This window comes from bacterium (assembly GCA_030019025.1).
GTDB lineage: Bacteria > Hydrothermota > Hydrothermia > UBA1063 > UBA1063 > UBA1063.
The window spans coordinates 10,837-34,766 of sequence record JASEFR010000003.1 but is presented as its reverse complement, the minus strand read 5'-3'; the positions used below and the strand labels follow the sequence as shown (position 1 = coordinate 34,766).

General features: G+C 37.4%; 19 protein-coding genes and 2 tRNA genes. 11 read left to right on the top strand and 10 right to left on the bottom strand.

What is annotated here, in order from left to right:
- Positions 1-9: 9 nt before the first annotated feature.
- The 7 genes from QMD82_01335 to QMD82_01305 form a co-directional block, all read right to left on the bottom strand.
- The gene (locus QMD82_01335; protein ID MDI6850567.1) at positions 10-339 is read right to left on the bottom strand and encodes an MmpS family transport accessory protein; all 330 of its coding nucleotides are present in this window, start codon (positions 337-339) and stop codon (positions 10-12) included.
- A 62-nt stretch (positions 340-401) separates the two neighbouring features.
- Entirely contained in the window at positions 402-983 is a 582-nt protein-coding gene (locus QMD82_01330) for a SagB/ThcOx family dehydrogenase (protein MDI6850566.1), read from the bottom strand.
- Between the two features lie 66 nt (positions 984-1,049).
- A complete protein-coding gene (locus QMD82_01325; GenBank protein MDI6850565.1) occupies positions 1,050-3,941 on the bottom strand; it encodes a PD-(D/E)XK nuclease family protein in 2,892 nt (963 codons plus the stop codon).
- On the bottom strand, positions 3,931-7,113 hold the full coding sequence (locus QMD82_01320; protein ID MDI6850564.1) for a UvrD-helicase domain-containing protein: 3,183 nt from the start codon (positions 7,111-7,113) through the stop codon (positions 3,931-3,933). The genes QMD82_01325 and QMD82_01320 overlap by 11 nt, the downstream gene beginning before the upstream one ends.
- Before the next feature lie 17 nt (positions 7,114-7,130).
- Entirely contained in the window at positions 7,131-9,464 is a 2,334-nt protein-coding gene (locus tag QMD82_01315; GenBank protein ID MDI6850563.1) for a hypothetical protein, read from the bottom strand.
- Positions 9,461-10,603, bottom strand: coding sequence for a metallophosphoesterase (locus tag QMD82_01310; GenBank protein ID MDI6850562.1), 1,143 nt, complete (start codon positions 10,601-10,603; stop codon positions 9,461-9,463). Before QMD82_01310 ends, QMD82_01315 begins: the two co-directional genes overlap by 4 nt.
- A 73-nt stretch (positions 10,604-10,676) precedes the next feature.
- Entirely contained in the window at positions 10,677-11,531 is an 855-nt protein-coding gene (locus QMD82_01305; protein MDI6850561.1) for a cation diffusion facilitator family transporter, read from the bottom strand.
- 103 nt (positions 11,532-11,634) lie between these two features.
- Between QMD82_01305 and QMD82_01300 the strand changes: the two genes are divergently transcribed.
- The 6 genes from QMD82_01300 to QMD82_01275 all read left to right on the top strand — a co-directional run bounded on the left by QMD82_01300 (position 11,635) and on the right by QMD82_01275 (position 14,648).
- Positions 11,635-11,723, top strand: a tRNA-Ser gene (locus QMD82_01300).
- An 11-nt stretch (positions 11,724-11,734) separates the two neighbouring features.
- Complete coding sequence (gene thpR, locus QMD82_01295; GenBank protein MDI6850560.1) at positions 11,735-12,271, top strand: RNA 2',3'-cyclic phosphodiesterase; 537 nt, start codon at positions 11,735-11,737, stop codon at positions 12,269-12,271.
- Positions 12,268-13,236 carry a KpsF/GutQ family sugar-phosphate isomerase gene (locus tag QMD82_01290; protein ID MDI6850559.1) on the top strand — a complete coding sequence of 323 codons (969 nt, stop codon included), beginning with the start codon at positions 12,268-12,270 and terminating at the stop codon, positions 13,234-13,236. Before thpR ends, QMD82_01290 begins: the two co-directional genes overlap by 4 nt.
- Positions 13,233-13,739 (top strand): LPS export ABC transporter periplasmic protein LptC, encoded by a 507-nt coding sequence (gene lptC / locus QMD82_01285; GenBank protein MDI6850558.1) that lies wholly within the window; start codon positions 13,233-13,235, stop codon positions 13,737-13,739. Before QMD82_01290 ends, lptC begins: the two co-directional genes overlap by 4 nt.
- Complete coding sequence (locus tag QMD82_01280) at positions 13,729-14,031, top strand: hypothetical protein (GenBank protein MDI6850557.1); 303 nt, start codon at positions 13,729-13,731, stop codon at positions 14,029-14,031. Before lptC ends, QMD82_01280 begins: the two co-directional genes overlap by 11 nt.
- The gene (locus tag QMD82_01275; GenBank protein MDI6850556.1) at positions 14,028-14,648 is read left to right on the top strand and encodes a DUF4159 domain-containing protein; all 621 of its coding nucleotides are present in this window, start codon (positions 14,028-14,030) and stop codon (positions 14,646-14,648) included. The genes QMD82_01280 and QMD82_01275 overlap by 4 nt, the downstream gene beginning before the upstream one ends.
- A 3-nt stretch (positions 14,649-14,651) precedes the next feature.
- Here the strand turns inward: QMD82_01275 and QMD82_01270 are convergent, their stop codons facing one another.
- Complete coding sequence (locus QMD82_01270; GenBank protein MDI6850555.1) at positions 14,652-15,530, bottom strand: hypothetical protein; 879 nt, start codon at positions 15,528-15,530, stop codon at positions 14,652-14,654.
- 110 nt (positions 15,531-15,640) lie between these two features.
- On the opposite strand from QMD82_01270, the gene QMD82_01265 reads away from it, so the two are divergent.
- The 5 genes from QMD82_01265 (at position 15,641) to QMD82_01245 (ending at position 19,105) form a co-directional block, all read left to right on the top strand.
- Positions 15,641-15,714, top strand: a tRNA-Arg gene (locus QMD82_01265).
- Between the two features lie 16 nt (positions 15,715-15,730).
- Positions 15,731-16,195, top strand: coding sequence for a nucleoside deaminase (locus QMD82_01260; GenBank protein ID MDI6850554.1), 465 nt, complete (start codon positions 15,731-15,733; stop codon positions 16,193-16,195).
- Between the two features lies 1 nt (position 16,196).
- Entirely contained in the window at positions 16,197-17,075 is an 879-nt protein-coding gene (locus QMD82_01255; protein ID MDI6850553.1) for a hypothetical protein, read from the top strand.
- 138 nt (positions 17,076-17,213) lie between these two features.
- Positions 17,214-18,302, top strand: a complete 1,089-nt coding sequence (locus QMD82_01250; GenBank protein ID MDI6850552.1) for a tetratricopeptide repeat protein — start codon at positions 17,214-17,216, stop codon at positions 18,300-18,302.
- Positions 18,299-19,105 (top strand): exonuclease domain-containing protein, encoded by an 807-nt coding sequence (locus QMD82_01245; GenBank protein ID MDI6850551.1) that lies wholly within the window; start codon positions 18,299-18,301, stop codon positions 19,103-19,105. The genes QMD82_01250 and QMD82_01245 overlap by 4 nt, the downstream gene beginning before the upstream one ends.
- Before the next feature lies 1 nt (position 19,106).
- On the opposite strand, the gene fusA is transcribed toward QMD82_01245, so the two are convergent.
- Entirely contained in the window at positions 19,107-21,137 is a 2,031-nt protein-coding gene (fusA, locus tag QMD82_01240) for an elongation factor G (protein ID MDI6850550.1), read from the bottom strand.
- On the bottom strand, positions 21,130-23,715 hold the full coding sequence (gene leuS, locus QMD82_01235; protein MDI6850549.1) for a leucine--tRNA ligase: 2,586 nt from the start codon (positions 23,713-23,715) through the stop codon (positions 21,130-21,132). Before leuS ends, fusA begins: the two co-directional genes overlap by 8 nt.
- Between the last annotated feature and the right edge of the window lie 215 nt (positions 23,716-23,930).

The following is a 23,930-nucleotide window of genomic DNA, read 5'->3' as shown; positions in this document are numbered from 1 at the left end:
TTTTAAAATTTACTCAACTACGCAGCGGGCTTCGGCAACATTATCATCCCAATCTTCTGCTTTAAGGTCACCATCAACAAAAATTTGAACTTTTACGGAATCAGAACTCCATGCACTAATATAAACGGTATCACCTCTATCAGCAGTAAAGGCATAATTCCACGGGAGGGAAGCATTTATAATTGCAGAAGTTTCACCAGCCGCATTTGAGACAAATGTAATAGTGTATGCACTTGAAGACTTTCCTGATACAACATATTCTACCGTTAGTTGATCTCTTTCGCAAGAAAGAGCAAATAGGCCTAAAAGCAATATAAGAATGTAGGAAAATCTAATCATTTCACAAACCTCCTCTGCACGCCTTAATGTTCTGTTATTATTGCATATTAACAAACCCTACCCTACTTCCATCCGACGGGGAATAGATACAAAGGTTCCTCTTTTATACCAAGGACCCTTTTAACTTCTTCATCGATAAAGGCTCCCACAGCCACAGTGCCGAGGCCCAGTGCCGTTGCCTGTAAGTATATATTCTGACCAATGTGACCAGCTTCCATATACACGTACCTTTCCGCTCTTGCCCCATATCGTGCCCTCGTTCTTCCGAAAACCGCTGAGACTACAATTGTAACTGGCGCTTTCAAAATCATATCCTGTCTGAGTGCTCTTTCAGAAACTTCCCTTCTAAGATCACCCGCTTTCACGAGTTGCAGAGAATGCTCATCATGATTATACTTATAAAGCCCTGGTTCTAAATTCTCTACTTTACCTGCGATAAGATAAATCTCCATGGGATAGGTCGCGCCCGCAGAAGGGGTTGCCCTCTTTCCACTCTTAACCTTGCCCTGGGCTGCCCAGAGAAGTTGAGCCACTTCTTTCAGAGTTAGGGAAGAATCTTTATAAGTCCTTACCGATCTCCTTTCATTAATTGCCTTCTCCAAAGAAAAATTACTATCCCTTCTCGGCTCAGGAAGTTTAATCATCCTTACCTCCCAAATTACTAAAAAGGGTAACAACAACCACATCCTCTCCTCCCTCTAAAAAAGATTTTACAGCATAATGTACGTATTACAAGCAACCTTAAATGGGCAATTTCTGCACCTTGTTAAAAGTTCTTTTTTGTTTGATGGTAAGTAAAAATCTATCTCTGGGTTAAGAATTTCATGTAACAACGATTTGATTAGCACATCAGTTTCCACATAAACCTCTTTTTGTGAAAGGTCAATTAATTCAAATTGGCTCTTAGAACTAAGTCCTAACAATGGGAAAATAGTTGCATAAACCCTGCCTCCGTTGAGCTCAACAAACTCAAGCTTTGAATTTTTAAACAGCCAAAGGTACACAAGAAGCTGAATCTTAGGCTTTGTAATAATTTCGGACACAAAGACACCTGGATTTTTCAACCGTTCAGACAAACCCACCAGGTTGTCTCCTTTCTCGTAATCCCGAAAGGAGCTACCGCTTTTATAATCTATAATTATGACTCCATTTGAGAAGATATCTATTCTGTCAATTTTTCCTGTAAAGTTAAGTCTAATTCCTTCTTCAAGTTCTACCGTTGCATTAAGTTCCTTTTCTGTGTAATATTTAACGAACTCACCGAGTTCATTTTTTTTAATCTCTTCCTCCAGTCTTCCTTGCAACTTTGATAAAGAAATCCACAATCTCTCGGTAATTGCAGTCTTCAGAATTTTTATTCTGGGAGTTTCAATTGGATATTCCTCCTCCAGAACCTTAGAAGAAACCTCAAAAAATCCTCTTTTTTCAAAATCATCTCCTTTGAATTTTCCATCAAGAGCGGAAAAGAACCTCTGTAATACTTCGTGAATAACGGTCCCTATAATTCTCCTATCGTATTCATCCTGTATGTCCTCTTTAAGGCCATAAACATAGGTAAGAGCAAACTTTACTGGACATTCGAGATAAGTCTCCAAGTGGGTATAGGAATAAGTAATTCTCTTCAATTTCTCAAGCATATTGGCGTTCTTTTTAATTCCATCTTCGAAGTTGAATCTTCTTTCTCCCCCTGTGGAAATAAGAGTGTAATAACTCCTGTGAGAAGTTGATCCCACTTCTCGCCCATCCCGTGCAAGATACTCTTTCAAAATCAAAATTAAATGTGAAGGTTCATCAAAATTGGAGTCTTTGTAAATAACCGTGCAATCTTTTGAAGACTGTAGAAGGGTGAAAAAAAGATATTGGGAGAGTCTATTCTTAGAATCTAAATCATCAATTCTAAGTTTTACTCTCAAGTCATAAGGGAGAAGAGTATCATATTCAAAATTTCGTGTTAACACTCCTTCCTGAACGTCAATTATAATTACCCTTTTGAAGCTTAAAAGTCGGGTCTCCAGAAATCCAATGACTTGGAGACCCTTAAGGGGTGTACCTTTCAACGGAATCGAAAGATATTCAGTGAAGTCTAAAACAAATCTGACAAAATTTTTTAAATTTTCAACTTTGTCATTGGAAGGATCTTGTGTAATGTTCGAAAGCAAAGAGTTTCTTAAAACAAACAATTCTTCTAAAAGGCTTTGCCGAAGTCCTTCAATGTCTTCACCCACATTGAGAGACAAACTTTTGCCTTCCTTTTTCCCGAGAAAATCTATCAGAAAATCTACAAAACCTGCAAAAGTTTTATAAGAAAAAATTGGAATCCAAAATTCCTTTAAAAAGTTTTCCCAAAATTCTTTCATTCTTTTCTTAGAATCTTCATCGTTCAATATAAGCTTGTCAACTAAAAAAGGCGTCATTTTGTCACTTATCAACGAATACCCTGAGGACCCGAGAATTTTTAAAAACTGTAAGATATCGCTAACGCCTTCGCTTTGAAAATTTCTTTCAAGAAAGTTCTTTAGCTTTTTGACATTAATTAAACACGAATCAGTTTCTGAGTCATACTGAGTGAAGTTCAAAAGTTCCAGTAAATCTTTGAAAAAAGTAAAATACCCCGTTAACTTAACAGGATACCCCATAGATACATTGAAATCTACCCCTTCAGGAATCGCAAATTCTAACAATGGAACCAACTTTGAAGAGTCGGGCAAAATAATAGCTGTATCAATAGAATTCAATTCTTTTACATTGGCATTCGCCAGTTTATCTGCAACTAAGTATATCTCGGAAATATCATCATCTGTGGGTATCAATTCAACCCTCAAATCTTGAGGAAGCAAGGGGTGCTCTGTTGAAACTGCTAAAGGAAACAAATCCTCTCCAAATTGATTTCTAAATTCATCCAATGCAAACTTAGAGTCTTGTAAAACCAGCGTGAAATTTTCAGAATCTAACGCCCTATTAATAAATAACTTTTCACTCTCAGTCAAAAGAAAGGGAAGACACATAACCACACTAAAATCTTTATAATCCCTTTCCAAATCAATCTTTTCAGCAGTAAGGAAATACCTCGTAGAACGGGTAGAAAACCCATTTTTATTAATGGTGTCATAGAACGTCTCGTATACTGCAGGGTAATTCTCAAGCAAAATTCTGGTCCTTGAGTTTTCAGGCAGATCTAAGTGCGTTAATACCGCTTGAATCTCTTCTTTCGTCCTTCTATAAATCTTGAGTTCTTCAAAATCGTTGTAAATCCTTTTCCCGAGAGATACAAAATCCCAGAAAACCATTGTATCAAGATAATCCTTATAGAGATCGTACAGGACATACAGGGCATCTGGTTCATTCAGTTTTTTATCCCTCTTAATAAAGTTTTCATAGTGATAATCAACGAAATCATCAATAGAAAAGATCATAGGTAAAACAACTGGTTTACCGATTCTCTGAGTGATGAAGTATCTCAGATACACACCGGAACGCCTATTAGGCATAATAAAAATGAAGTTTTCAATTTTCTCACCCGCTTCACATTTATCAACAATATATCCTGCAAGATTCGAGAGAAAATTCTTTGGCTCAAGTAAAATAATTTTTTCACTCCTCATCACTCACTTCCTTCAATTGATCATTAAACACATAAGCAAGGTACCCTTTAATTTCGTGAGCGGTAAAAATCTTTTTCAAAACCTTAATATAACCCTTTACTTGCTTTATATCCTCTTCTTTAGGTTCCCCCGTTTTAAAATCAATTACCTCCACAAAATCTTTACCAACAATCAGTCGGTCAATTCTTTCAAAACTTCCATCAATTAATCCTATTTCCCTCTCTCTGTAGAGTTCACCCCCCTGTCTATTGGACAGTATTTTAATTCTACCATCTCTGGAAAAAAAGTCCACCAAAACGCCCAGAATCTTTTCAGCTGTAAATGAATCGATATAATACTTGTCAGCGATAGCCACCATCCTATCTCTGTATTTTATAAGTTCTTCTGGCATTTCTATAAAATCGATAGTGCGAAGGAATTCATGCACAGCATCTCCTACCCAACTTGCTTTCAATCGCGAAATCAAGTCGGTGGTTTGAAATTCCTCACGACGTGGTTCAATAAAGACCTTTGGTAGATTTTTCCTTCTATAAAAGGTTATTAAAGGAGGTTCTGAACTTTCGATTAACGGTTCTTTCTTCTCCTTTATTATTTCACCATAAACCCTTTCATCAGCTTTCCCAGCTTCGACCAAGCGTTTGAAGTAAGTATCTTCCATATAAATATTATACAACCTCTTCTTAGCCCTTGTGAGAGCAACATAGATCGTGTTTATCTCCTGTACGAGCTCGTCAATTTTCTCCTCAATGTATCTTTCCATCATACGCTTGGTATGTTCATTATTTAGCAATCCACTATCAATAATCTTTAAGTAATCTTTCTTCATTTTAAAAGGATAAAGCAATCTTTCTTTATGTTCTTTGTCAAAATAAAGGTCATTGCCCCCGCCTTTCGAGTCAATGAAAACGTTTATCACAACTGGAAATCCAAGCCCTTTAGATTTATGAAAAGTCATCACTTTTATGGCATTTATTTCCGTTTTTTGTGGTATAGATAAATCCTCAGCTTGAGAATTACTCATACTATCAAGAAACTGATTAAAAATTTCCTCTACTTTGTCGACTGTGATATATCCTTCCCTTAATTCACTATTAAAAAGAAAATTCAGAAACCTCAAAATAGCACCTCGCGAGCTATCCTCATTCAAAAATTCAAACCCGCATAATAATTCAGAAAATAGCCTTGCAAGAGACTTTTTCTCATAAAATTTTGAATATTTTTCCTTCAAGCTCTTAAATAGTCGAGTAAGCTCATTGTCAGCCTCAAACCTTCTAAATACAAACTCATAAAAATCGCGTGTAAGCTCTACTGTATCCTTTCCAACCGCTTTTTGAGCTATGGTACCTGTAGCAAATACGAAGGCAGACTTTAAATCCTTTTCATCAATCAAGAATTTAACCAGAGATATTAACTCCCACAATATTTTATGACTCCTAATGTCAAGAGAGGAAAAACAAATTACGGGCTGAGCCAATTCTCTTTCAATGAAGCTGGCTATTTGGAGAACCATGTCATTGTCTCTCGCCATCACTGTGATCTCGCCTGGGGTAAACTCGCCGAGTAGTTCTGTTATCAATTCTTTAATATACGGGAGAATCTTGTCAAGTTTCTCTTTTTTACTTCTTACCCCTTCGGTTTTAGGTATTTTAATATTTTTGACATATCCTATCTCTTTTTTTTGCGCAACTTGTCTAATCGGTATCCAAATGTTTCGATACCGCTCCACTATCTTTTGGGCCTTAACTTCTGCCTTTTGCTTAGAGATGACGCCTTCAAGCAAATTCTTAACTTCGTTCTGGAGAAAAGACTCGAAAGCATCCTCTTTGAAGACAACATCATTTACGAACTTTACTATAGCCTCTGAACTCCTAAAATTTCTGTCGTTAATCTCAGGAACAAAGGGAGGCATATTAAGTCCATATCTTTTGTAACCGTCCTGGCTAAGTAGGCTATACATAATTTTGTAATCCGCTTTTCTAAAACCGTATATAGCTTGTTTAATATCTCCAACAATAAATAGTGTTCCCCCTGAGCTAAGAACATGTTCCTTTATTAAGTAAAGCAAGATCTCCCACTGCTGTGGGTCTGTATCTTGAAATTCGTCGATCAAAATATGATTTATACCATAAAGAAAATTTATTAACCTATCACAGTAGTTTTCGGGGTTTAACATGTAATCTCTCATTATCCTACTGGTATCGGAGATGGTGATAATTCCCATGGTATTGAGTATCCTTCTGTACTCAGGCTTATAAAAACTTTCATAAAATTCTGCAATCTTTGTCTCCAGTTTATTATAAGCCCCAAAGGCACACAACAGCCCCCTGAATACCCTTTCATACAAATCAGCTTTACCTAACAATATATTCGAAAAACTATATGCATTATTTCCTCTTGCCAAGAACTCCAGTAGCTGCAGGAAACTATCATTTTCATTCATTTTTTTCCTAACATTTGGAATACTATTTTGAAGCCTCGCAATTTCCTCACCAATTTTACGGTCTTCCCATTGAATGGAAGCAAAGAGAGGATGAGGCTTCAAATCATAAAGTAACCTATCCTCCGCACTTTTTAGTTTAATTATCCTTTCATTAAAGGCCTTCAATAGATCCCATTCGAATCTTTCACTATCTTTAGCAAGTTCAACGACAATCTTTAAGAAATCTGAAAATAGATTAGATGACCTTAACAGATTCTCTATCGCAAGATTTAATACCTCCACATCAACTTCATAGTGGACTTTCAAAGTAAATTTCAATCCCAGTTCGTGGAGGAGAAGACGTCTAAGCCTTTCCATAAAACTATCAATAGTTCCAATTCTAAGACGAGGATAATTTTCAAGAACAATGTCATATACTTTACCTACTCTCTCCGCCAATTTATCCTTAAAAATTTCTTCCAAGCCCGGGAATCTATCAAAATTGCCCTTCCTCAACTCACCAAGGATTTCAACTACTCTCCTCTTCATCTCCTTGGCAGCCTCTCTGGTAAAGGTGATAGCAAGGAACTTCCTAAGGTCATTCTTTGAATTACACTCTGAAAGTAATAAAAATACCAATCTCTTTGCAAGGAGTTCGGTCTTTCCGGACCCAGCAGAAGTGGGAACAACAATGAATGGTGCTTCTTGGGGCTTCTTTAAAATTAGAGACCCCAATTCAGGATTTTTACTCATCTCAAAGAGGTAAAATTTCAAATTTCGTGTGCAAGACTTGAATTTTCATTAAGATCCACAAATTTTACATAATCTGCATAATTTCTTAGTAAATAATCTTTAACCTCATCCTTACAACTGAAATACAAAATCTGCCACCCGTCTTTTGAAATTTCCACAAGCAGATCCAATTCCCTTTTCAGCCTTTCGGAGTCACTTTTAATGAACGGGTCGTCAAAAACAAAAAATCCTTTTCTCCCCTCTAAAACTTTAATTCCGAGGCCAAGCCTTATGGCAAAAAATAACTGATCAATTGTACCACCTGAAAGTTTAGAGATTTCTATGACATTCCCCTTTTTATCCTCAACTTTTATAGTCCTCTTCTCCTGATCGTATAGTATAACTTTATATCTTCCACCAGTTATTCGTTCAAAAAATTCGGATGTTTGCGTTAAGTCGCTAAATAGATCATTAAATCTGTTTTTGCTCCCCTCAATTTCTTTATCCAAAATATCAACCAAAACCTTACTAAGCCTCATTCTTTTTTCCAATTCATATATAAAATTCTCAAGAATTTTCTTGCAATCTATAAGGTCACTTATCGTCTTTACAGGTACTGAGCTCTTAATGATTTGCTGTACCTCACTTTCAATCTTTGCAAAATTATCCCGTAAATTGAGAAGTCTTTTGTCAACTTCCTCTTTAAGTTGTGCCAGCTTCTTTCTTTTTTCTTCAATTGCCTCAAGATCTTGCAGTTCGTGATGGTACTCTTCTCCTTCTCCACTACTACGGACTCTCAGCTTTCTCAACTCTTCCTGAAGCTTGACAAAGAAGTCATTTTCATCATTATAAGAACCGATTTCAGTGTGCCAAAGTCCCTCCAGTTCTTTAAAAAATTCCCGCATTCTATTCTCATAATCTCTTCTCTCCTTCACTTTTTCCTCAAATTCAGATAAATTCTTAACTTCATACTTTTCACTTTCAACCTCAATTCTGGCTCTAATTTCGTTTCTTTTTCCTTCCAAATTTTTGAGCTCATCTTCTTTACTCCTCTTCAAAGTTTCCAGTGTCTCTTTTTCTCGTCTGAAACCCTCCAATTCTTTCTCCTTTTCAATCAATTCCTGCTTGATCTTTTCCAGTTCATCTAACAGCTCGTCAACCTCATTTGACTTAAATCCCACACTCCTTGCCCTATCAAAAATTTCGGACTTTAAAAGGGTAAAATCTTTTACAAAGTTAAGTGATTTTGAATATAGATAGAGAAAGGCAGAGGTAATAACAAAAAACAATAACGACACCCCAAATAAAAGGTTATTTTTGAGAACTGTAGCACTCCCTAAAAAACCCACAAAAAGAAGTACTGAAATACTGAATAATACAATCATTAACTTTTTCTTCTTCAAGTTCTTTTCATAGTCAGGTAACATTATCCTGTACTTGACTATCTTTTCCTCCAAAAGCTTCTCCGTCAACTCAATTCTTTGAATTTCACTTTTAACTTTGCCGAAATTAACAAGTTTTTGAGAAAGTTCCAAAATTTTTTCTTCAAAAGACTTTAGATCTTTCTCCTTAACTACCTCTATCTCTCTATTAACATTTTCAAGTTCTTTGTAAAGGTTCCTTAAATTTTCCAAAGCTTCCTCTGTATAGCTTTTGAACGCCTCAGCCCGCGCTTTGTAGTCAAAATAGAGATTCATAAGTTCTTCCGTTCTTCCCAATATCTTCTCAGCCTTTTTTCTTTTTAAATTTTCTTCAATATTCATAATATTCTCGAGTTCACGCTTTAACTCCCCTGCCTTGTATTCCAGCTCAGCGTAACTCTTCTCTTCTATCTCTTTGAAAAGGCTTTCTATTTTCGTTAAAGTTTCCTTTGCTTTTTCGTAACGATCTGCAAGGTAATCTTCATCCCGCGTATTCTTTAAACTGAGGGTTTCTGTTAACTTATTAGTTTCCAAAAGCTTTTTCTTCACACTCTGAAGAATATCAATGTAGGTACTGCTCAACCTGTCAAGAGCGGATCTGAAAACTTCCTCGTCCTTTGTGTAAATGAGGGAACTGTTCAATACAAAAAACAGATTATAAATATCACTCTTTGTTAGTTTTAAATCTAAAAATCTGTTCAGGGATTTACTGTATGTCCTTCCTTCGTCTTCAATTTCGACAGAAACTCCCTCCTTATCCAAAATTCTCAAAACTTTCTTGTCAAATCCTCTTTCAGTTACATCCATTGGCAGGTTATTAAGTAGAGCCTCTATAACCAGAGTCTTACCCTTCTCATTAAGTCCCCATATAAGCGTAAAATCCCCAGGCTCAATGGGATTTTTTAAACTGAGCGGTCCAAAATTTTTTATTTCAATTCGTCTAATCTTCATATTTTAACCTTCTGTGAATAAACCTTGCTGAGAGCTGAAACAAACCATTCCTTTAAGATTCTTTTGTCCTCTTCCTGTAAGTCCAAACGTTCGATCTGCTCAAGAATACTACGACTAAAAGGTTTGTCCACAAGAAAGGCAACGTCCAGAACTCCAAACCAGTCCTCTTGTAGGACGACTCTCCCTTTCCATTTCTCTTCACAATATCTTCTCACAATATCTTTTAACTTTACCTCATTTATACCCTGCTCTTGGCTATTAATATATCCTTTCAACTGCAATAGCAAGATTTTGCCAGAGTCCCCTTTGAGAGAATTCTGAATCCCTGAAAAAACGACATTCTCAATAGATTCTACGCTCGTCGGACTCAAATGTATTTCAAGCTTCTCGAAGTAAAGAGTACCAAGGGGAAGCTTACTTACAGAAACGCTTTTGCTTTCACGGTTTACATCGTAAACCACCAAATATCTTGGTCCCAAGTCGCCTCGTGTAATTGAAACGGGTGCGCCAGAATAAACCACAAAACGTCCAGTTTCATCAATAGGGATCGGATCTCCATAGGTGTGATAATGGCCTGATAGTACAAGTTGAACCATGGGAAACTTTTGCAAAACTCTCACAGACAAGGAAAAGGCAGATTCCACTTCACCACCTGTAACCTCCCTTCTGTATCTCACCTTTTTCACAACTTCATCAAGATCTCCATGATAAACTAAAATGTTGAAAACAGTGCTTTCTAAATTCTTGGAAATATAAGCCAACTGTTCATAAAAATATTCATTTCCCACACCCTGTAAATACGGAACAGTGAAGAAGGAAACCCCGTTTGAAGCATCTTTGAAAAGTGGGTTTTTTCGGGAGAGAACTATAACATCGTCACCCAAATCCCTTTCATCTTCAAAGGATTTGTAGTCGTGATTACCTGCAATCATTATCACTTTAAAGCCTAAACCTGAAAAGTACCTTCTCAGTTTAGTAATATATTCGCTTGCAGCTTCAACATCATCAAAGAGATCTCCCGCAATAACAAGATAGTCTACTTTTTCCTGCCCCGCTTTTTCCAGAACAATTTGAAGAGCGTCCCATCTTTCTTGATGTTGTGAATCGATGTGAAGATCAGAGGTATGAGCTATCTTCATACTGTTTAAATTGTACCCGTTAAATTGTATATATTACACAGTGAAAAGTCAAACACCGAAAAGAAACAAACCTCTAACATGTTCTATTCATACAGTCTGCACTTTCAAGTTGCAATGTGGAATGGCTGATTTTTAACCTGTCGCGCAGACGGAGGTTCACCTTTTCTATAATCTCCTTTGATTGTGATATATACATATCATCCACTTCTAAATGGGCCTCAAAATGAATTCTCCCGTCTTTTAAACTCCAGATATGAATGTGGTGAATTCCTTTTACCCCCGGAATATCTTTTAACAAATCAAAAATTTCACTCTCATTCACAGTGAAAGGTGCTGCCTGAAGGAAGATCCTCAGCGACTCAACTATTACTTGAACACCTTCTTTAAGAATAAACGTTCCAATAAGGACCGCTATTATTCCATCAATCCAGAATATTTTAAATAAGAGCATTAATAATCCACCAACTATTACTCCAATTGAGGAAAGGGCATCGCCCAATAAATGAAGATAAGTGGACTTTATGTTTAAGCTTTTCTTGGAATGAGTATGAAGTAATGTCAAAGAGAGCGCATTCGCAACCAATCCAATCATACTAACTGGAATTAGAACGGTAAGTTTAATCTCTTGGGGCTTAAAAACTCTTTTTAAACCGCCAACAATCATTAAAAGAGCTAAAAGAGATACGACCGTGGCATTAATAAGAGCGGCAAGAATCTCAAATCTTGCAAAACCAAAAGTGAATTTCTTGGTTCTTCCCTTTTCGCTCAGAATTAACGCAATTAAAGAAAAAAGTTGTGACAGAGAATCCTGAAAATTATGCAACGCATCCGAAAGTAGAGAATAACTACCAGAAAAAATACTACCAATTACTTCAGAAAGAGAGATAAGTAAATTTAGCAAGAAAACAAAAACCAACCTCTTTTTCATCTCATTCTTAATATTATAGTGCCAATCTCGTTTATAAAAGCACCAATCACTGCAAAGTTTAATTGATTAAACTTAAATATGGCTTCATATTTATTTAACTGATGGAGGGGTGGCCGAGCGGCTGAAGGCGCACGATTCGAAATCGTGTATCCCCTTAACAGGGGATCGTGGGTTCAAATCCCACCCCCTCCGTAGAGGCATATATGAGAGTATTTACTGCATTTGACCTACCTGAAAGTATAAAGGGCGAAATCTACAAAATTATAAACGAGAAAAGCGCCCTGTTAAGTAATGTGAAGTGGGTTGAGAAAGAAAACTTACATATAACGTGCAAATTTCTTGGGGAAATAACGGAAAAACAACTTCAGGAACTTCTTTCAAGACTCGAAAAAAAATTTAAAAAGGGCGAAAAGATTAGAATCTTAATTACAAATTTTGGCTGCTTCCCGAACTTCCGCCATCCAAGGGTAATGTGGTTAGGTGTTCAGGGTGAAGTAGATAAATTAAAAAAAGTGTGGGGCTCTCTGGAGGAGGTCGCAAAAACTCTTAAAATCGGTGAAAGAGAAAAAGAGTACATTCCCCATGTAACTATTGGGAGATTAAAATCATCGACCGCCTTAGATAAGGACTGGCTGAAATACACCTCTAAGGAATTCGAAATCACCCATTTAACCGTTTTTCAAAGTACTTTAACACCTTCTGGACCAGTTTACAAAAGCATAGTTAGAATACCCTTATGAAAGAAAAAATACTTAAAAGGGCTCAAGAAATAATTGATATCGAACTTGAAGGTTTAAAATCTCTTAGAGATTCACTTGATGAGAATTTCTACCGTGCTTTAATTCTTCTCCTTCAGTGCAAAGGTAGAATAGTCGTCTCCGGAGTCGGCAAATCTGGAATTGTGGGAAGAAAAATCTCCTCAACTCTTAATGGAGTAGGAATTCCTTCCGTCTTCTTACATCCCTCTGAGTCTTTACATGGAGAATTGGGAATGATCCAAAAGGATGATATATTCCTGGCAATATCAAAGAGTGGGCAATCGGAAGAATTTAGCATAATTTTGCCATATGTAAAAAGAATAAACATCCCTGTAATTGGAATGACATCCAACCCAAATTCCGATTTGGCACGACAATCAGACATCATCATACTAGTAAAAGTGGAAAAGGAAGCATGTCCATACAACATAGTCCCCACAACGTCAACAACTGCAATGATGGCTCTTGGAGACGCGATAGCAATAATTCTTGCTGAATTAAAAGGTCTTAAACTGGAACAACTTGCCACACTTCATCCTGGAGGAACCATTGGAAAAAAATACTGGCTTAAAGTAGAAGATATGATGCTTACTGGTCCACAGCATGTCCCTATCGTTCACAAAGATTCACCGATGAAAGAAGTCATCCTTGAAATGACTCAAAAACGTGGAATAACCAGTGTAGTGGACGATGATGGAGTCCTCATAGGTGTTATAACGGATGGAGACCTCAGAAGACTTCTGGAAAAAACTCAAGATATATTTAATCTCAAAGCAAAAGAAGTCATGACAACAAACCCCAAAACCATTAAAAAAGACGAACTTGCCGCTACTGCTGCCTCAAAAATGGAACATTATGGAATTACCGCATTAATTGTCGTTGATGATTTGAATAAACCAATTGGAATAATCCACTTACACGACTTGATGAGGGCTAAAGTAATATGAAGATAAAAGCAACACCTTTAATTCTTTTTTCAATCGCGATTCTGTTCTCCTGTGAAAAGGAGAGAGAAAAATCTCTTGAGGAACGAGACAATACACCTCCCCAGGAGACATACAACATCCATCTTCAAATAAAAGAATACGAGGCAAAAAGAATTGAGGTGTTTTCAGAAAAGGCCACTTATTCTGGCGACACGATTCACCTTATAAAATTCAAGGTGAATTTTTTTGATAAAGGTGAAATCACTGCGACAATGGTGGGGGACACTGGAACTATTGTCGAAAACTCTGGATTCATGGAAGCAAGAGGAAAAGTTAAATTGACAAGCACCAGCGGGGATTCGCTTATTTCAAATATTCTAATTTGGAATCAAAAGCTAAACTTAATTTATAGCCCTTCAGAGTCTTTCCTTTACAAAGAAAACAAGACAATTCGTTCATCAGGATTAGAATCTGATCCTGCATTAAAGGCTGTAAAATTCAAGGGAAAAGTCTATGTTGAATGAAGAGTTAAAACCTTCAGAGACACCAAGTTTTGAAGAAAAAGAGATTGAAGAGTTTATTGATAAATTCTCTGAAAAAATAGTAAACCTGAACCTTTCTGTTATAGCAGTGGTTACTCTTGAATCAATAAAGCCTCTTTCTTTTTTTGCAAGTCAGGCAATGGTTTTTTTTGAACCGCTTGTAAAGGCTTTCTTCACCGTAAAGGACTATGAAAAACTTTATAAGATCCTGGAAGACCGAAAACTCATTGAAAAACTTATAACTTCTATCGAAGAAAAAGCAGATAGGCGATGATTTTGCTGTTAGTAACACTTTTAAGTTTTGTCTTTCAGCCTGTGAGAATTAAATATAATGGTGGGGGTGATTGGTACAACGACCCAGAAATCTTACCAAATCTGTGTATTGAACTTATAAAGAGAGTGCCGTCGGCGAAGGCCAAACCAGCAGAAGTGGTATTAACTCTTGAAGATGATAGAATTTTTCAGTATCCTTTTCTCTTTATAACTGGACACGGCAACATTTCATTAAGCATGGTCGAAATTGAAAATTTACGGAAATACGTTTTTAACGGCGGGTTTGTTTATATTGACGATGATTACGGGATGGACGAATATTTCAGAAAAGAATTCAAAAAATGGTTTCCAGATTATGAACTGAAAGAAGTTCCGATACACCATCCCATATATAACCTTTACTACAAATTTCCGAGAGGGGTACCAAAAATTCACGAACATTTTGAAGGAAGACCGGTTGCTTTAGGCCTTTTCGTAGGAGGAAGACTTTCATTGCTTTACACTTTCAACTCAAACATTTCTGACGGATGGACTGACAAATATAACGATCCTGATTCCTTGAGAGAGGAAGCTATTAGATTTGGGGTAAACTTGGTACTTTACTCAATACTATTTTAAGAATCAAGTTAAAACCCTATATTTAAGAGCACTAATTATAAGTTCTTTCACATCTTTACCATCTTCAGGATAATTAGCCACATAATAACGCTTGGAAGTAAACATCTTATCTATACTATCTTTAAGTCTATTAAGCACCGCTTCCAGTCCATACTTGTTGGTTTCAGGTAAAATAACGAAAACCCACCGGTATCCAATGGAATACATATCCGACTCTCTTAGCATTTTCTTGAAAATTTCAAGAATTTGGGCCTTTTTATCCTGAACAAGAATTTTGTCAAATTCAATCAATATTATGGAAAATTCCCTCTGGTACCTCTCGGACCTTGCAATTTCCTTCCTCATTAATGCAAAAAAAGCTGGATAGTTTGGTTCCTTGGATATTTCTGCTAAAATGTTCTGAACCTGTGTATCAGAAAGTAAAAACTGATACTTACCTAAAAGGTATTTTTCCAGCCCCTCGTTCTTCACTCGCATCAAAAACTTCTTCGCATCATTAACTTTACCCATCTTGATGAGATGGTTGATATATTCACCATAATAAAAAGCCGCTTTCTCCTCTCTATTTAATTCTTTGTAAAGCCGTCCGAGGATCTCAAGTATTTCTGTATCAGAAGGTGAAAGGGTGCGTATCTTTTCGGCAACCGATACTGCCTGCGATTTTTTTCCACTTTCCATGAAAAGGTTGAATGCCTGCCGAAGTTCACCAATAGCAAGCTGTTTCATGCCAATATTTAGATAGATATCTGCACCAATGAGCCGTAACGAAGGATCATCGGACTGTTGATTCACGGCAATGTTATAATATTCCATTGCCTCGTGGAAATTCTTTTTCTGAATTGCCTTAAATAAACCTTTTTTAACATCCTGTAGGTTCAACATATTTTAATTATAAGATTACTTTTTAATGCAGTCAAGGTTTCTATAAGTTCTGGTTAATACAATTCCCACCCATTGAATATTCGATCTTCTGATTTTAAAATTAAAACGATGCGCCCGTAGCTCAACAGGATAGAGCGGCGGACTACGAATCCGTAGGCTGGGGGTTCAAGTCCCTCCGGGCGCATTTTGAAATTTCTATAATGATTAATGAAGAGAAGTATTATTTTGAAGAAGCAATCCGAGAGGCTGAAAAGGCCTTTAAAGAAGGCGAAGTGCCAGTAGGGTGTGTTATAGTAAAAGACGGTGAAATTATTGCAAAGGGGCACAACCGTGTTGAAAGCTTAAACGATCCTACAGCGCACGCCGAAATCATTGCCATGGGATCAGCAGGAGATAAGCTTAAAAACTGGAGACTAACCGGATGCACAATGTACGTTACCCTGGAACCCTGTCTGATGTGTACAGGGGCTCTCATACTCTCAAGAATTGATAAGGTGGTATACCTTGTTGAAGATCCTAAATTTGGAGCACTACAAAGCCAGCTGAACGTGAATGAGCTTTTTAAATTCAACCATCGTTTTGAAGTGCGGAAATTCGAAGATCCTGAATTACAAGAAAAAGCCAAAAACTTGATACAGACATTTTTTAAATCACTCAGAAAGTAGAATGCTTTTACTCTTTCTTTCTCTCCACTTTTTTATTCCATCTTTTGAGAATATTCTTGAGAGAACAACCTTGGATTCAAAAATTGAAAAATATCTTATGGCCGGAATTACCGACTCAGCAGAATACTTTGCAAAAAAGCTACTCAAAAGCTCAAGAAATTTAAAAACGAGAAAAAAAGCCCTGCTGTATCTTTACAGAATTTACAAGTATTCAGGAAATGCAAAAGACGCTTACAACGCACTGCAGGAATTTTTAAAAGCCTCAAACTATTCTGATTCAGTAACTTTCTACATCGATTACTTCATTTACCTCTATAACTTAAAAAAGCTAAACCAAATCTTAGAATTGAAGGATGAAATTCCCTTAGATGACACCCTATATTTTATTGTAAGTTTAACAATGTTCAATTTGAATCAACTGGACAGTGCAATCTCTGTCACTGAAAGATGCCATTTGCCAGAAGCCCAATACGTTAAAGCTTTCGCCCTGTTCAAACTGGGAAGATATTGCGAGGCGGAATCCCTTAGCAAGAATCTGAATTGGAAAGAGCTTACCATCCTCTCCTTTGCCCGACGACAACTTTGGGATTCTGTTGCTTTTTTTCTTGAACACTTAAATATAGATTTAAATGAGCCCTCACTACCCTACTTCCAAGTACTCTATTTTTTTTCGCTAAGAAAATCAGGAAGGAGAGTCCCTCTGAGCTACTATAATGAATGGCTTATTGCCAATAAAGGTAACCCACTTGAGGACTACGTATCATTCTTATTTGCAGAGGATTTGGGCCAAGAAAATCAATGGTCCAGATGCCTTCAAATCTTAAACACCATCGATACTTTTCAATTCTTTTCTAAATATCCTTCACTCAAAGGTGAATAGTTTTGGATCAAAGGGAAAGCTCTTTATTACAAAGGAAGCACTCTAAAAAGGATTACCCAGCATCTTGTCTCCGCTTTCAACTTAACACAGGACCCCATTACCAAGGATTCTTGCAACTATTTGCTCGGATTAACTTATTTGAAATTTGCGCATTATAAAAAAGCGATTCAATTTCTCCAAAAAGTAAGGGGAAATTCCCATTTATATTATGATGCATCTTACAATCTTGCCACTGCTTACTACCAAATTCTTGAATACGACGATGCCCTCGAAATTATTGATGAAGTCCTCAAGAAACAAGACATTCAGGAAGAATTAAGGTTAAAGCTACTTAAAATCAAAGCAAATATCTACGAATCTCAAAAAGAGTATTCCAAGGCAATCAGTACATATCAAACAATGCTACAATATGTGACTCAAAAGCCAAAAATCTACGAAATTTACTACCACATTGAATTGTTGAAATATAAAAGAGGAGATTACAAAAGCCTTAGGGAAGTCTACCAAAATTACTTAAATAAATACCCTGAAAGCCCTTTTATTCCTCAGCTTTCCTATGATCTTTTGTTCAACTACATTTACTCGGAAGAAAAAGAAAATGCAAGAGAAATACTGTTATTTATGATTGATAAGTTCCTCAAAAATCCCAAAACCCTGGAGGCAATCAGCCTGTATTTTGGCAGTCCCGTAGCTTCCTTAGAGGACTCGACCATATTAAAGAACCTACTCATAAAAAATCCCGAGCTTGAAGATTACGTACATTTAACTCTTGGAAGACTTTATAAAAGACTAAGGTTGTATGATGATGCGTTAAAATTCTTTGGCTTGGTCAAGCAAGGTAACTACTACAACCAGGCGCAAGTTGAAATAATGGAAATCTATTTTTTATTAAATAAATACAACGAAGTTGAGATGCTGGGAACAGAAATAATGCCGGAAGAAATCAGAGAATATACTTCTTATCGCATTGTAGAACTTCTTCTTAAAGCTCTGAAAAATGAAGGTAAAGTATCAACCTTTAATTCACTGGTAAACTACTTCGCAAGTAAAGATTTTCCGTTTAAAAAAGACTTCTGTCTTATGGTCTCAGATCTTTACATAAGGGAAAAGGATACCACAAATGCCATTAAATTTCTCAATATAGCAAGAGACCACGGGGCCACAGACCAGGAAATTGTTAATTACAATGTAGAACTTTTGAAAATTTTAAAGGAGAATACAAAGTGATTTTTGAAAAAAATCTGAAAAACGAGTTCCCATTTGAAAAATGTTCCTTTGTAGCGTTAGATATTGAAGCTACTGGTTTAAAAATTAAAGAAGACCGAATTCTGGAAATTGCTTTAGTGAAATGGGAGTACAATGGGAAAAAACAATATTTCGAAACGCTATTTAACCCTGGCATAGAACCTACACAGCACTCGATAAGTGTTCATGGTATCACTAAAGAAGAATTCCAGAACGCCCCTGAGTTTAGAAAATTTAAGGAAAAAATAGTTGAATTCATCGGAGATTCAATCCTAATCGGTTTCAACATCCTCTCTTTAGATCTTTCGCTCCTCAATAAAGAACTGAGGCTTCAGGGGGAAAATCCCCTTTACAATTACGTTATTGATGTACAAGGAGTTGCTACAAAAATTTTGGGAACACCAAGGGAGAAATCCCTCTACTTTGTATCAAAAGAACTGGATATCTCAACCACCATCCTTCATAGAGCACTGCCCGATGCAGAGACTACCCTGAAAATCTGGATAAAGTTATTAGAACATTTCCGAATTCACGGGTTTAAGACACTAAAAGAGCTTCATGAAAGAGGGTACTTCAATATTAAACTAAACCCTGTTGCGAGGGAAATCTTTCTCCTTGGCAGGCAAAACCGTTATGTTGAAATAGTTTACAAATCACCTACTTCACCGAAAACAAAAAGGACCATTGAACCCCTTGGTGTTAGAGGTTCAATGGTCGATGCTTTCTGCAATCTCAGATTGGATTTTAGGAGTTTCAATACTTATTACATTCTGAGTTATAAGTAATCTATTCTTCCTTCTTCTCTTTCTTTGCCTCTTCTATTATCTTCTTGGCAATTTCCGCTGGGACTTCATCATAGTGAGAAAACCTCATAGTATATGTACCCCTACCTTTTGTAATGGAGCGTAAAGTTGAAGAATACTTATAAAGCTCTGCAAGAGGGACAAGGGCTCGTATAACCTGGTATCTGCCCTGAGAATCCATACCCTGAATTTTTCCTCTTCTTGCATTAATGTCGCCTATCACATCACCCATAAATTCTTCGGGAACAGTAACTTCAAGTTCGTAAATAGGCTCAAGCAAATAGGGATCTGCCTTAGCCTGTGCATCCTTAAAGGCAAGAGAACCAGCAATTTCAAAGGCCAAGTTAGAAGAATCCACAGGGTGATACTTACCATCGTAGAGAACTACTCTCACATCAACGACTTTTGCACCTGCAAGCACTCCTGCTTCCATTGCCTTTTTAACGCCAGTCTCGACAGCAGGAATAAAGTTATTTGGAATAGCTCCACCAAATATCTGGTTCACAAACTCATAACCTCCACCTCGTGGAAGCGGTTCAATCCTTATATTACATATACCATACTGTCCATGGCCACCCGTCTGTTTCACATACTTTCCAAATCCCTCGGCTGTTTTTCTTATACTTTCTCTATAAGGTATCTTAGGCTTTTCCGTTCTTACGTTGACTCCATACTTTTCTTTCAACCTTGATATGACAACATCCAGGTGAATTTCGCCTAACCCCCAAAGCAAGGTCTGCTTAAGTTCAGGATCATACCTAAAATCTATAGTGGGGTCTTCATTTTTTAATCTATTCAACCCATCCGAAACTTTATCCTGGTCTTCCCTACTTTCAGGGATAATGGCAATCGAAACAAGCGGTTCGGGAAATACTATCTTTTCCACTTCTATCGGAAAATCTTTATCACTCAATGTGTCGTTTGTCTTCGTATCTTTCAATTTAACAAGAGCACCAATCATACCTGTAGTCAAAGAAGGAACCTCTTTTCTGTCCGCTCCCCTTATCATATACATCTGGTTAACTTTTTCCGTTCTCTGCGTTCTCGAATTAAGATATTCTTTACCCGATTCAATTTTCCCTGAAAGGACTTTAATGATACTCACTTCACCTAAGTGAGCCTCTTGGAAGGTCTTAAACACAAAAGCAACAGCCTTACCGTCAGGATCAGCCTTAATTTCAACATCACTCCCACCAAGTTTTCCAACTTCTGGTTTTGCATCAAGGGGTGAAGCACCGAAAGAAGTAATACCATTAAGGAGCTCTATTATCCCAATAGCCTCTTTAGCATCGCCATAAAATACCGGAATTATCTCCTGATTCAAAATAGACTTTTTCAAAACTGGCATCAACTCCGCGTCAGTAATTTCCTCACCAGCCATATATTTCTCAAGCAAATCTTCTGAAGTCTCAATTATATTCTCTCTAAACCTTTCCCTCTCCTTTACTGCATACTCTCTCACATCAGAAGGAAGGGAATTCACATCTCCCGCTACCAAATCGAAAACGCCCTTGAAACTGGCACCTTTTCCAAGAGGTATCTGAAAAGGAGTTACATGGTGCCCAAAAATATTTTTCAATTCTTCCCAGAGCCCATCGAGATTAATCTCCTGTCCGGTCATCTTATTTATGAAGAGAAAAATTGGGATCCCTTTTTTCTTTGCCATTTCAAAGTATTTTTCTGTACCCACCTCCACTCCCGATGTAGCATCCACCACAACCACTGCGTTATCCGCAACCTTAATTCCTGCAACCACTTCACCTGCAAAATCGAGATAACCGGGCGTATCGATCAAATTGATAAGATAACCATCGTGTTCAATATACCCAACAGCTAACCTTATGGAGGATTTTCTTTTGATTTCCTCTTCATCATAATCCATCAAGGTGTTCCCCTGATCAATCGATCCCATCCTATTGATAATGCCTGTCTTATAAAATATGGCCTCACATAACGTGGTTTTTCCGCTCCCGCCATGTCCTATAAGAGTAACATTTCTAATCTTCTCAACCATCAGCTTTACCTCCCCGAATTTTTATTACAATATTTAACAACCTATCCTGAACAAAGATAACTTTTTCAATATTAGCATTCCCTAAATAACCTCTAATTTTTTCCACTTCAAGGGCCCTGTTTAGGACCTCCTCCTGACTGGCTCCTTTTGGCACTGTAACCTTACCACGTACTTTCCCGTTTATTTGTATGGGGATTTCAATCTGTTCAAAATGCAAAAACCTCTCATCATAATCAGGATACCTTTCAGCAAAAATAGTGTCTTCAAAGCCCATAATATGCCATAATTCCTCGGCAATATGTGGCGCAAAAGGAGCAAGGAGCAAAGCGAAATCTACACACGCCTTTTTGAGGACAACAGAATCTTTCCTCTTAAAATCCTGCAAATCATTTAAAAACTCCATCATCTTTGCGATAGCAGTGTTGAAATGGAATTGAGAAGAGTCTTCCCTTACAGACTTTATAGTCTGTTGAAGCCTAATATAAAGATATATTTCGCTTTCATCAAGACTTCCAGGGTCAACGGAGATCTTTTGACCTTTAACGATGTGGCCATTTTCTTTGTAAAATCTGAGTATCCTAACCAAAAATCTCTTGGCACCCTCTACGCCTGCATCAGACCAGACCATATCTTTTTCAGCAGGTCCCGCAAAAAGAATAGTAATCCTGGCAACATCAGCGCCGTGTTCCTCAACAAAAGGTGCAACAGGAACGATATTTCCTCGAGACTTGGACATCATCTCAGTCAGGACTTCAATTTTATTTCCACACTTAACATGAATGCCCTCTAAAACCTCCTCATCTTTAACTACCTCACCACAGTACTTACAGTAATTAAAGCTCTTGTGTACAAGTCCCTGAGCAAACAGGCTTGCAAAAGGTTCCTTCTGGTTCACAAGTCCTTCATCATAAAGAACCTTTTGAATAAATCTTGCATAGATTAAGTGTTTTGTTGCATGTTCGACTCCTCCAATGTACTGATCAACCGGCATCCATCTATTCACCTTATTAGGATCAAATATAGCTCTTGAATTTTTGGCATCTATGTAGCGCAAGAAATACCAGCTGGAATCAACAAAAGTATCCATCGTATCGGGGTCCCTTTTGGCATCAGCTCCACAAACGGGACATCTCGTATTTATCCATTCTTCTACATCTTCAAGGGGAGACCTACCCTTAGGCCTAAAATCTTTGATATTTTCTGGGAGCAAAACGGGTAAATTCTCTTCTGGTACAGGTACAATACCACAATGAGGACAATGAATAACAGGTATTGGCGCCCCCCAATACCTTTGCCTTGAAATGAGCCAATCCTTAAGCCTGTAGGAGACTGCCTTTCCACCAAGGCCCAATTTTTCGAGTTCCACCTGGATAGCTCTTATCCCTTCCTCTGATGTTAGCCCAGAAAACTTATCACTATTAACCATTATTCCATAGTCTTCAAAAGCATGATCCATGGTATGAGCGTCAAGCTCACCGTCCACAGGCCTTATTACAACCTTTATTGGAAGGTTATTCTTCTTCGCAAACTCAAAGTCCCTTTGATCATGTGCAGGAACACCCATCACCACACCCGTTCCGTAGTGGGCAAGTACATAATCCCCCACCCAAATAGGGATCCTTTCCTTGGTAAAAGGATGTATTGCGTAAAGGCCTGTGAATACTCCACTCTTTTCTTTGGCGCCGAATTCCCTTTCAACATCACTCTTTTGTACAGCATTTTCAACATATTCCTCAATCATTTTTGCGTAGGGGGAATCTTCAATAAACTTCTTAACAAGATCATGCTCAGGGGCAACGGTTATAAAGGTTACACCAAAAAGCGTGTCCGCTCTCGTTGTAAACACCGGTATATCTGTTCCATCTTTTTCATATTTAAAGACTATCCTCGTACCATACGATCTACCTATCCAGTTTTCCTGCTGCTTTATAACATTCTCAGGCCACTTACCCCTGAGAAGTTCAAGATCATCAAGGAGCCTTTCTGCGTACTCCGTTATCTTAAAGAACCATTGTTCCAATTGTTTCTTAACCACCGGAGTTTTACACCTCTCACACTTCCCATCTACCACTTGTTCATTGGCCAAAACTGTTTTACAATTGGGGCACCAGTTCACGAACTCATTTTTCCTGTAAGCCAAACCCTTTCTATAAAGAAGTAGGAAAAGCCATTGAGTCCACTTATAATATTCTGGATCACAAGTTGCGAGCTCTTTATCCCAGTCATAAGAGATACCGAGCATTTTAAAGGTTTTCCTGAAATTTTCAATGTTATTATAAGTCCAGGTCTTCGGGTTTATTCCATGTTTAATAGCAGCATTTTCAGCAGGTAATCCGAAGGCATCCCACCCAATGGGATGTAATATATCGAAGCCCTCCATCATCTTCACTCTGCTAACCACATCGCCGATAACGTAATTCTTCAGGTGTCCCATGTGAAGATCACCAGAGGTATAAGGGAACATCTCCAATACGTAATATTTCCTGGAAGGAACTTCTTTCGTTTTGTACAAATTCTTCTCTTCCCAGAACTTCTGCCATTTCTTCTCAATTTCTCTCAAATTAAAATCATCTATCATAGCCAACTCCTCGCAGGAGTTTATAATTTTACTCTTTTTTAATTGTAAAATCAACGCAAAGCCGTTAAAATTATAATGATGTCGCTTTTCCTTTTTCTTCTATTAATCACAAGTCCGATAAAGGAAAGTTTTGCCAATAGAAACTTCTGGCTGGTTTCTACAATGTGGGAAAACGCCAAAGATACCGATGACTCAGTATTCGTTTTAATCTCCTG

Excerpts from the sequence above, each read along its gene's own strand:
- QMD82_01255 (MDI6850553.1), top strand. The coding sequence starts at position 16,197 with ATGCTTTTACTCTTTCTTTCTCTCCACTTTTTTATTCCATCTTTTGAG.
- QMD82_01325 (MDI6850565.1), bottom strand. The coding sequence starts at position 3,941 with ATGAGGAGTGAAAAAATTATTTTACTTGAGCCAAAGAATTTTCTCTCG.
- QMD82_01275 (MDI6850556.1), top strand. The coding sequence starts at position 14,028 with ATGATTTTGCTGTTAGTAACACTTTTAAGTTTTGTCTTTCAGCCTGTG.
- QMD82_01260 (MDI6850554.1), top strand. The coding sequence starts at position 15,731 with ATGATTAATGAAGAGAAGTATTATTTTGAAGAAGCAATCCGAGAGGCT.
- QMD82_01270 (MDI6850555.1), bottom strand. The coding sequence starts at position 15,530 with ATGTTGAACCTACAGGATGTTAAAAAAGGTTTATTTAAGGCAATTCAG.
- QMD82_01310 (MDI6850562.1), bottom strand. The coding sequence starts at position 10,603 with ATGAAGATAGCTCATACCTCTGATCTTCACATCGATTCACAACATCAA.
- QMD82_01330 (MDI6850566.1), bottom strand. The coding sequence starts at position 983 with ATGATTAAACTTCCTGAGCCGAGAAGGGATAGTAATTTTTCTTTGGAG.
- lptC (MDI6850558.1), top strand. The coding sequence starts at position 13,233 with ATGAAGATAAAAGCAACACCTTTAATTCTTTTTTCAATCGCGATTCTG.
- QMD82_01320 (MDI6850564.1), bottom strand. The coding sequence starts at position 7,113 with ATGAGTAAAAATCCTGAATTGGGGTCTCTAATTTTAAAGAAGCCCCAA.
- QMD82_01290 (MDI6850559.1), top strand. The coding sequence starts at position 12,268 with ATGAAAGAAAAAATACTTAAAAGGGCTCAAGAAATAATTGATATCGAA.
- QMD82_01335 (MDI6850567.1), bottom strand. The coding sequence starts at position 339 with ATGATTAGATTTTCCTACATTCTTATATTGCTTTTAGGCCTATTTGCT.
- leuS (MDI6850549.1), bottom strand. The coding sequence starts at position 23,715 with ATGATAGATGATTTTAATTTGAGAGAAATTGAGAAGAAATGGCAGAAG.
- QMD82_01315 (MDI6850563.1), bottom strand. The coding sequence starts at position 9,464 with ATGAAGATTAGACGAATTGAAATAAAAAATTTTGGACCGCTCAGTTTA.
- QMD82_01280 (MDI6850557.1), top strand. The coding sequence starts at position 13,729 with ATGTTGAATGAAGAGTTAAAACCTTCAGAGACACCAAGTTTTGAAGAA.
- fusA (MDI6850550.1), bottom strand. The coding sequence starts at position 21,137 with ATGGTTGAGAAGATTAGAAATGTTACTCTTATAGGACATGGCGGGAGC.
- QMD82_01305 (MDI6850561.1), bottom strand. The coding sequence starts at position 11,531 with ATGAAAAAGAGGTTGGTTTTTGTTTTCTTGCTAAATTTACTTATCTCT.
- thpR (MDI6850560.1), top strand. The coding sequence starts at position 11,735 with ATGAGAGTATTTACTGCATTTGACCTACCTGAAAGTATAAAGGGCGAA.